Annotated in this window: 6 protein-coding genes, 1 pseudogene and 1 other annotated feature; all 7 genes and pseudogenes read left to right on the top strand. The window is 70.5% G+C overall.

The features are described 5' to 3' along the window. Positions 1-55: 55 nt before the first annotated feature. The gene (locus AC08OT_RS16330; RefSeq protein ID WP_476602997.1) at positions 56-2,749 is read left to right on the top strand and encodes an AMP-binding protein; all 2,694 of its coding nucleotides are present in this window, start codon (positions 56-58) and stop codon (positions 2,747-2,749) included. Positions 2,750-2,777: 28 nt separating this feature from the next. Further along, positions 2,778-3,980, top strand: a complete 1,203-nt coding sequence (locus AC08OT_RS16325; RefSeq protein ID WP_476593866.1) for an alpha-hydroxy acid oxidase — start codon at positions 2,778-2,780, stop codon at positions 3,978-3,980. A 68-nt stretch (positions 3,981-4,048) separates the two neighbouring features. Continuing rightward, positions 4,049-4,564 carry an SWIM zinc finger family protein gene (locus AC08OT_RS16320; protein ID WP_476602996.1) on the top strand — a complete coding sequence of 172 codons (516 nt, stop codon included), beginning with the start codon at positions 4,049-4,051 and terminating at the stop codon, positions 4,562-4,564. Between the two features lie 162 nt (positions 4,565-4,726). Then, on the top strand, positions 4,727-5,323 hold the full coding sequence (locus AC08OT_RS16315) for a hypothetical protein (RefSeq protein ID WP_476593864.1): 597 nt from the start codon (positions 4,727-4,729) through the stop codon (positions 5,321-5,323). A 135-nt stretch (positions 5,324-5,458) separates the two neighbouring features. Continuing rightward, on the top strand, positions 5,459-7,492 hold the full coding sequence (locus AC08OT_RS16310; RefSeq protein ID WP_476593863.1) for a DEAD/DEAH box helicase: 2,034 nt from the start codon (positions 5,459-5,461) through the stop codon (positions 7,490-7,492). Positions 7,493-7,701: 209 nt separating this feature from the next. Then, complete coding sequence (locus AC08OT_RS16305) at positions 7,702-8,493, top strand: neutral zinc metallopeptidase (RefSeq protein ID WP_476602995.1); 792 nt, start codon at positions 7,702-7,704, stop codon at positions 8,491-8,493. Between the two features lie 256 nt (positions 8,494-8,749). Further along, positions 8,750-9,116: pseudogene (locus AC08OT_RS16300) on the top strand (IS3 family transposase); the annotation flags it as partial. Beyond that, positions 8,839-8,965: a sequence feature (AL1L pseudoknot), on the top strand. Its footprint overlaps the pseudogene before it by 127 nt.

The raw sequence follows: 9,116 nt of genomic DNA, 5'->3' as shown, positions 1-9,116 counted from the left end.
ATTTAATGACGATCCCAAAGGCCACTGACCTGGCTGGCGCGAGGAAAGGCCTGGCATGAGGAAAAGCCAGGTCACCCAGGCGGTGCCGGTGCCGCCGCCGCTGCGTCCCGACGACCGGTTCGGAAACGTCGTCGACCGGATCCGCACCGTCGTCGCGATCTGCCACGACGTCGTGGCGGTCCGCGACGAACACCGTGCCGTTACCTTCGCCCAGCTCGTCGCCTGGGTGGACGTCGTCGCCGACCGCATCCTTCGGGAGCCCGCCGCGGCCGACCCGGACACGCCCGTCGCGGTGCTGTTGCCCCACGGCGCGAGCGGGATCGCCGCCGTCTTGGGCGTTATCGCGAGCGGCCGGCCTTGCGTGCCCCTCGACAGGATGCATCCCACCGACCGTCTCGCTCAGGTCGTGGGACTGGCGGGGGCCTCGGTGTGCGTCACCGGACCGACTGGCTCCGCCGACCAGCGGACTGCCGCCGCGCTGCCGGGGATCGTGGAGACTATCGACGTCGGCGACGAGCGCGTCGCCGACTGGTCCCCGGCGCTGGCTGACCGGGTGGCGTCGACCGCGCCGCGCCGGGCCGATACCGATCCAGCTGTGCTCATCTTCACCTCCGGGTCGACCGGAGTACCGAAGCGTGTCGTGTGGCACCACCGCGCCCTGCTGGGCATCCACTACGCCATCCAGGCCCAGGACGTGATGCGGCTGGTTCCGGGCGACCGTCTGCCGCTCTTCCTGCCCTACTCCTTCATCTCGGGGATGAACCGGATGGTCGGTGGCCTGGTCTTTGGCACCACCCTCGAGATGTACGACCCTCGGGTCCGCGGCGTCCGCGACCTGGCCGACTGGCTGCGCACCACCCGGCCGGCCGGCATCGTGGCCACGCCGGCGCTGATCCGGACCGTGTTCGGCTGCCTTGAGCCGGACGAGGTGCTCGACGACCTCCGATTCGTCATGTCGGTCGGCGAGGCGATCTACGCCCGCGACGTCGAGTTGGCCCGCCACCACCTACCGCCGGCCGCGGCGTTCCTGGTCTCCTACGGAGCCTCGGAGCTCGGCACGGCGACCTGCGCCCCGATCTGGTCGGACGAGGACCTACCCGACGGCGTGATGCCGGCCGGGCGGCCGGTGGTCGACGTCGCGGTGAGGGTGGTCTCGCCGGATGGCATCGAGATGCCGCCCGGTGAGACGGGTGAGATCGTCGTGACGGGCCACTTCATCACGGGGGGCTACTGGCGGGCGGCGGCGGCGAGCGCATCGCGGTTCGGCATCGGGCCGGACGGCACACCCACCTACCGCACCGGAGACCTCGGGCGCATCGACGCCAGCGGCCAGCTCAGGGTTGTCGGCCGCACCGACGCGGCCGTGAAGATCCGCGGGTACCTCGTCGAGCCGATCGAAATCGAGTCCGCCCTGCTGGCGAGCTCAGATGTGCTCGAGGCCGTCGTCGTGGCCGACAGGACCACGCAGCGGGCCCGCCTGGTCGCCTACGTCGTCCCCGTGACCGGCGCCCGGGTCTCACCGGCCTCGATCAGGCGCCTGCTACGGGCCAAGCTGCCGTCCTACATGGTGCCGGCCACCGTCATGCTGGTCACCGCACTACCGAGGACCGACCGCAGCAAGGTCGACCGACTGAACCTGCCCCCCGCCGGTCCGAAACCCAGTCAGGACCCGCCCCGCGACCAGTGGGAAGAGGCCGTCGCCGACGTGTGGGCCGCCGCCCTGCACCTCGACGACGTCGGTATCCACGACGACTTCGTCGAACTCGGCGGCGATTCCCTCATCGCCGAAGAGCTCCTTACCAGGGTCGCCGACGAACTCGGTGTCAAACTCCCCACCTCCACCGTCGCCGAGTTCACCGCCCGCCTGCGCAATACCGGCACCGACGTCCTACGCCACCCCACCGTCGTTCCGCTGCGCACCACCGGCAGCGGCCGGCCCCTCTTCTGCTTCTGCGGCGCCGGCGGCCTCGCCGTCGGCATGCTTGGCTTTGCCCGCCACTTCGACGGCGAACGCCCCGTCTACGGCATCCAAGCCCACGGCCTCGAATACCGCGGCCTCCCCGACTGGTCCATCCACGCCGCCGCCCGCCGCCACGCCCGCACCCTGCGCCTACTCCAACCCACCGGCCCCTACCACCTCGCCGGCCACTCCTTCGGCGGCCTCGTCGCCTTCGAAACCGCGAGGCTCCTCACCGAGGCCGACGAGCACGTCGAACTGCTCGTCCTCATCGACAGCTTCCTGCCCGACACGTCCTCCGGCGTCTTCGCGGGAGGAGTGCTGCCCTCTCAGCTTCCAGTTCCAGGGGGACCGGCCACGAGTTCGAATCCGGCCCCGGCCTTGGACCATGCGGGGGGATCGGCTATAGGCCCGGCGCGCGCGGGGGCTGCCGCACGGGTCCTGCTCGGCTGGGCCCGGCAGGCGGCCCAGCTCCCGTTGGCTGGCGTCGTTCAGTTCAAGGGCATGAACCAGTACGACGTCTTCTACAACCAATCGCGGGTGCTCACGAGGTTCTACCGGCCCAAGCCCTGGAACGGGCGGGCGCTGGTCTACCTGGCGGCCGCCTCGCCGCCGCACCGTGGGCGGCGACCACGACACCGTGCTGCGCGAACCCATCGTAAGCGAGATCGCGGCCGACATCCGGGCGGTCCTCGCCGGCCGCACCAGCTCCCGCAAGGCGTGAACGGCTGCCGCTTGCGTGCTTCCGGAGTGACTGACAATCCTGGCGACCGGGAGAACGCGATCCCGTGACCAGGCCGACAGCGAAAGGTCCGTGTTCGTGAGGGTGCAGGACGCAATCAATGTCGAGGACTTCCGGGAACTGGCGCGCCGCAGGCTTCCCCGGGCGGTTTTCGACGCCATGGAGGGCGGAGCCGGCGACGAGGTGTCGCTCAGGCGTAACCGCACGGCGTTCGACCGCATCGAGTTCCGCCCGCGGCCGCTCGCCGACGTCGCCACGCGAGACCTCTCGACGACCGTGTTCGGCGAGCGGCTGTCGATGCCGATCATGCTGGCGCCCACGGGCGCGGGCCGCCTCGCGCGATCGTCCGCGGAGATCGCTGTGGCGAGGGCCGCGGCGCGGGCGGACATCGTGTACATACAGAGCACCGTGGCAGCCTTCCCCCTCGAGAATGTCGCCGCGCGCTCGACTGGCACGCTGTGGTACCAGCTCTACCTGCCCCCCAACCGCGCCGAGGTCGGGAACCTCGTCCGGCGGATCGCGGCGGCGGGTTACCGGGCCCTGGCCATCACCATCGACACGCCGGTCCTGGGCAACCGTGAGCGCGACACCCGCAACAAGCTCATAAGTCGGCCGCCGCATCCCAAGATGCTGCTGCAGGGGGCCAGCAAGCCGGCGTGGGCGACCGATTTCATCCGCGGCAAATTCGACTTCATGGGCACATTCGAATTTATGCGCGGCCAATTCAGCGCCGGCCGTCCCGGCGGCCCGTCCCGGCTGAGCCTCAACCAGACCCGAGCGGCAATCAAATCGTCGTCGGACTGCGTCACCTGGGAGGACGTCGAGCGGATCCGGTCGTTGTGGGAAGGCCCGTTGCTCCTCAAGGGCCTGATGCGCGGGGACGAGTGCGACCGGCTCGTCGAGCTGGGCGTCGACGGTGTCGTGGTCTCGAACCACGGCGGGCGGCAGCTGGACGGCGTCCCCGCGACCATCGATATCCTGCCGGAGGTGGTTGACGCGGCGGCGCGCAGGCTCACGGTGTTCCTCGACGGAGGTGTCCGGCGAGGCAACGACGTGGCCAAGGCGCTGGCCCTCGGCGCCGCAGGGGTCTTCGTGGGTCGGCCCTACCTGTACGGCCTCGCCGCGGGCGGCGAGGCCGGTGTCCTACGGATGATTGAGCTGCTGCGCGTGGAATTCGACCACGCGATGGCACTGCTCGGCGCCGCGACCATGGCGGACCTCGACCGCGGCCTCGTCTCGGGCGCACGTATCCCCAGCACCCTCTCACCGTCGACGCGATAGGCCATGCCTGTCGACGGCCGAGTTGGGCCGCTTGGCGACCTTCCGTCACCGCCTGCTACCTTGACGGCATGCTCTCCGTGTCGTGGCAGGGACCCGGCACCGTCGGTCTCCGGACAGCCGTCGGCGAACATTCGTATGCCAGAGGTGTGCACTACGCCCAGCAGAGCGCGGTCACGAGGATCGACTGGGACCCCGACGAGAACACCCTCCGGGGCCGGGTGCGTGGCAGCGGCGGCGAGGTCTACGCGACGAGCGCGCAGTTCTCGGGTGACGGTCCGTCCTCTTGGACGTTCCAGTACGGCTCGTGCACCTGCCCGGTGGGCGTCGACTGCAAGCACGTCGTGGCACTGGTGCTGACGGCCACGACAGGCGCGACGGCCACGGCGAACGCGGCAACGGGTGCGGCGGCGGCCCCCAGCCCATCGGCGCGGCGGTCCGGGTCCTCCCCGCGGTCGGCTCAGCCGCGGTTTTGTCCCGGTCAGCTGCCTGGACCGAGGACCTGGGAGAGCTGCTGGGTGCCTCGCCCGCCGTTGGCGGCGGCCACGGCGGGGCCGCCGGGACGACGCCGTTGGCCGTCGAGCTGAGCTTCACGGCGGATCCGCCGGCCCACGGCGGCGGATCCGAGCTGGGCCTGCGGGTCACGGCCCGGCTGGGTCAACGCCATCGGGTGGGACGCCCTCAACGCGGCGTACCAGACCCGCGAGTACCAGCAGCCGCAGGTACGGCTGCTGCAGGAGTTCTTCGCCGTGTACCGGGCCCATGACGAGCGGTACGGGTGCTCATACTACTCCTCCTATTCTTCCGGCGGCGCGAAACGGCTCGATCTCTGCGCGTTCGAAAGCCGTCAGCTCTGGCCGATGCTCGACGAGGCCGAGGCGGTCGGCCTCCGGTTCGTGCACGCCCGCAAGAAGCTCGGCGACGTGAGCCGGTATGGTTCCGCGGAGCTGTGCCTGAACGTCACCCGGGACGAGAGCACGAAGTCGCTGGTCGTGGCTCCCCTGCTCCGCCTCGGCGGGACGCCGACGGACGCCGCCGTGTTCTCGTTCATCGGCCGCGAGGGCCATGGCGTCGTGTACGTCGACCGGGCGGAGGTCCTGGCCTCCGACGACCATCGGGACTGGCACGTCCGGCTCGCGCGGCTCGCCCAGCCGGTGCCGCCGCGGCTGCAGCGGATGGCGGTCGGGAACCGGAGCCTGCGGGTGCCCCGCAGCGAGGAGTCCCGCTTCCGCACGGAGTTCTACCCGCGTCTGCGGCGCCTGGCCCCCGTCGTGTCCAGCGACGGCTCCTTCGAGCCGCCGGAGGTGCCGCCGCCAGCCCTGGTGCTGCACGGCCTCCTACGGTGACGACCACGAGCTCGACCTCACCTGGGGATGGGCCTACGAGGTTGGCGGCGAGCGGATCCACGTGCCGCTGTACGCGACGGAGCCTGACGGCCCCGAACCGCCCGGCACGATGCTGCCCGCCGCGGAACCGGACGGGTGCGGGATCCGCGCCAGGAGCAGGACGCGTTGCGGGACGTGCTGGCGGCGCTGGATCTGCCCTCCGGCACGGCCGCCCTGCTCGCCGGTGACCAGGGTTCCGGTCTGCGGCCACGGGTGCGGCTGCGCGGCGTCGACACGATGCGCGCGACGACGGAGCTGCTCCCGTTGCTGACAGACCGGCCCGGGGTGGCCGTCGAGGTCAGCGGTGACCCGGCGGCCTACCGGGAGGCCGGCGACTCGCTGCTCATCGGCCTGTCCACCGACGACGTGGTAGGCGAGACCGACTGGTTCGATCTCGGGGTCACCGTCACCGTGGAGGGCCGGCAAGTGCCGTTCACGGACGTCTTCCTGGCGCTGAGTCAGGGGCAGTCGCACCTACTCCTCGCCGACGGCGCCTACTTCAGCCTGCAGAAGCCCGAGCTGCAGATGTTGCGGCGGCTGATCGAGGAGGCGCGGGCGCTACAGGACTCACCCGGCGGTCCGCTGCGGATCAGTCGGTTCCAGATCGGGCTGTGGGAGGAGCTCGCCGGGCTCGGTGTGGTCGAGCGCCAGGCGCGGTCGTGGCGCCAGCAGGTGACGGGGCTGCTGGAGCTGGGGGCCGAGGGCCAGCTCGAACAGGAGCCGCCGGCGACGCTCGCGGCGACGTTGCGCTCCTACCAGCTCGACGGTTTCCGGTGGCTGGCGTTCCTGTGGAAGTACCGGCTGGGCGGGGTGCTCGCCGACGACATGGGCCTGGGAAAGACGCTGCAGACGCTGGCACTGGTCTGCCACGCCCGGCAGGCCGATCCCGAACTCGCGCCGTTCCTCGTCGTCGCGCCGACGAGCGTCGTGTCGAACTGGGCCGCGGAGGCGGCCCGGTTCGCGCCCGGGCTGCGAACGGTGGCGATCTCCGACACGCAGCGGCGCCGCGGCGAGGCCCTCGACGAGGCGGTGTCGGGCGCCGACCTGGTGATCATCTCGTACACGCTCTTCCGCCTCGAGCACGAGGAGTACGCGAGCCTGGCCTGGTCGGGTCTGATCCTCGACGAAGCCCAGATGATCAAGAATCATCAGTCGAAGGCCTACCGGTGCGCCCGGCTGCTGCCGGCGCCGTTCAAACTGGCCGTCACCGGGACCCCGATGGAGAACAACCTGATGGAGCTGTGGTCGCTGCTGTCGGTGACCGCACCCGGCCTGTTCCCGAACCCGACCCGCTTCCGCGACTACTACGCCCGGCCGGTCGAGAAGCAGAACGACGTCGAGCTGCTCGCCCAGCTCCGACGGCGGATCAGGCCGCTGATGACGCGCCGCACCAAGGAACAGGTCGCGCCCGAGCTCCCGCCGAAGCAGGAACAGGTCCTGGAGGTGGACCTGCACCCGCGGCACCGCAGGCTCTACCAGACCTACCTGCAACGGGAACGGCAGAAGGTGCTGGGCCTGGTCGACGACATGAACCGCAACCGCTTCACGATCCTGCGCTCGCTGACCCTGCTGCGCCAGCTCAGCCTGCACGCTGGCCTGGTGGACGACCACCACGGGGACCTGCCGTGCGCCAAAATCGACGCTCTGTTCGAGCAGCTCACCGACGTCGTCGACAGTGGTCACCGGGCCCTGGTCTTCAGCCAGTTCACCGGGTTTCTCGGCAAGGTACGCGAACGGTTGTCCGCCCTCGGTGTGGAGCACTGCTACCTCGACGGCCGGACCCGCGACCGGTCCACCGTGCTCGAACGGTTCAAGACGGGGTCGGCCCCGGTTTTTCTCGTCAGCCTGAAAGCCGGCGGGTTCGGCCTGAACCTGACCGAGGCGGACTACTGTTTCCTGCTCGATCCGTGGTGGAATCCCGCGACCGAGGAACAGGCGGTGGACCGGACGCACCGCATCGGGCAGTCCCGCAACGTCATGGTCTACCGCCTCGTCGCCCGGGACACGATCGAGGAGAAGGTGATGGCGATGAAGGACCGGAAGGCGCGGCTGTTCTCCAGCGTCATGGACGACGGTGACGTGTTCAGCTCGACGCTCGACGCCGACGACATCCGCGAGCTGTTCGCCTGACGGCCCCCGGACCGCCCCCTGCCTCGTGGCCGGCTGGCCTGACGGGCGCGGGCGGGTTCACCCGGTTCACCCGGTTCCACCGATGGGCGCCCATCGGGGCCTGCGGCCGGGCCGTCGACCGGCGGTTAGGCGAGGTCAGGGCGTCGGCGCCTGTCAGGGTGACGACGTCGGGTTCCACGCACCGGGGCGGGCCTCTACGGTGATGCCTCGTGCGGGTCATCTGGGCGGCGTTGGCCGCGATCGTCGTGTCCGTCGGGGTATTGACCGGCTGCAACGGTTCCTCCGCGGCGGACGCGGCCGCGGAGGACACGGCCGCGGCTGGGACATCGGTGAGCACATCGGCGGTGCCGATCGCGGCCGCCGGGGAGTGCGGGGGCAGGGTGACCGACCTCGCCGGGGTCGAGAAACTCCTCTCCGAACCGGTCGGCTGCCCAGGCGGCACAAACAGTTTCTGGCACGGCGAGCTCGGCGACGCGTGGACACCGCCGCGGTTCGTCCCCTACCGGGACGGCCAGGTTCCGCAGGACGCCTGCGGCGCACAGGTGGACGATCCCAAGCAGTTCGCGGGCAACGCACTGTACTGCCAGCTCGACGACACCGTCGCCTACAGCGTCGACTTCATGACGGAGCTGTTCCAGGCGGGTGGAGCGTCCTACCCGCTGTTTATGATCATGCACGAGCTGGGTCATCGGGGCGCCCGGATCGGCGTGGTGTCGCGCGCGGAGGAGAACCAGGCCGACTGCTTCGCCGGCCGCCAGGCCAAGAGCGCGCACGACGCCAAGCGCATCGCGTTCACCGACGCGCTGCAGGGCGCGCTGCTGTTCTACAGCATCGGCGACACCCGCGACAGCGGCTGGTTCGACCAGGAGGCGGCCTCCGCCCCCGACGCCCACGGCACCCCCCGTCAACGCGCCCAGGCCTTCTCCTTCGGCTACCTGCGCGACAGCGACACCTGCCACCGGCTCGGCCAGTCCGAGAGCGGAAGCGTGCCGCTGTTCTGACCCAGCTACGCCTGTCCCGTGCCGGGTTTGATAGAGGCAGTCAAACCAGGAGGAAGTGGACGATATGGGCGTGCCGAGGAAGTACCCCGATGAGCTGCGGGAACGGGCGATCCGGCTGGTGCTGGGGGTCAGGGCCGAGGCGGGGACGGGCGCGAAGGGTGCGTGCCAGTGGATCGGGGCTTAGCTGGGGATCTCGCCGGAGACGCTGCGGGTCTGGGTCGTGAAGGCCGCGGTTGAGGCGGGAACGAAGCGGGGTGTGCCGACTGAGGTGGCCGCCCGGTTGGCTGCGCTGGGGCGGGAGAACCGGGAACTGCGGCGGGCGAACGAGATCCTGAAGTCGGCGTCGGCTTTTCGCGGCGGAGCTCGGCCGCCCGCGCCGGTAGTCCACGACTACATCGACCAGAACAAACAGAAGTTCGGGGTCGAGCCGATCTGTGCGGTGTTGAAGGACGCCGGTGTCCAGGTCGCCCCGAGCGCCTACTACGCCGCGGGGAAACGGCCGCCGTCGGCCCGGGCGATCACCGACGAAGAGACCCTGAAGGAGATCAGGCGGATTCATGCCGAGAACTACGGTGTCTCCGGGGTGCGGAAGGTCTTCGCGCAGCTTGACCACGAGGGCGGGA

This window comes from Frankia sp. CgJB1 (assembly GCF_977947065.1).
Note: the sequence above shows the minus strand (reverse complement) of the source record. Positions and strands in the feature narration are given on the sequence as shown.

Excerpts from the sequence above, each read along its gene's own strand:
- AC08OT_RS16330 (WP_476602997.1), top strand. The coding sequence starts at position 56 with ATGAGGAAAAGCCAGGTCACCCAGGCGGTGCCGGTGCCGCCGCCGCTG.
- AC08OT_RS16320 (WP_476602996.1), top strand. The coding sequence starts at position 4,049 with ATGCTCTCCGTGTCGTGGCAGGGACCCGGCACCGTCGGTCTCCGGACA.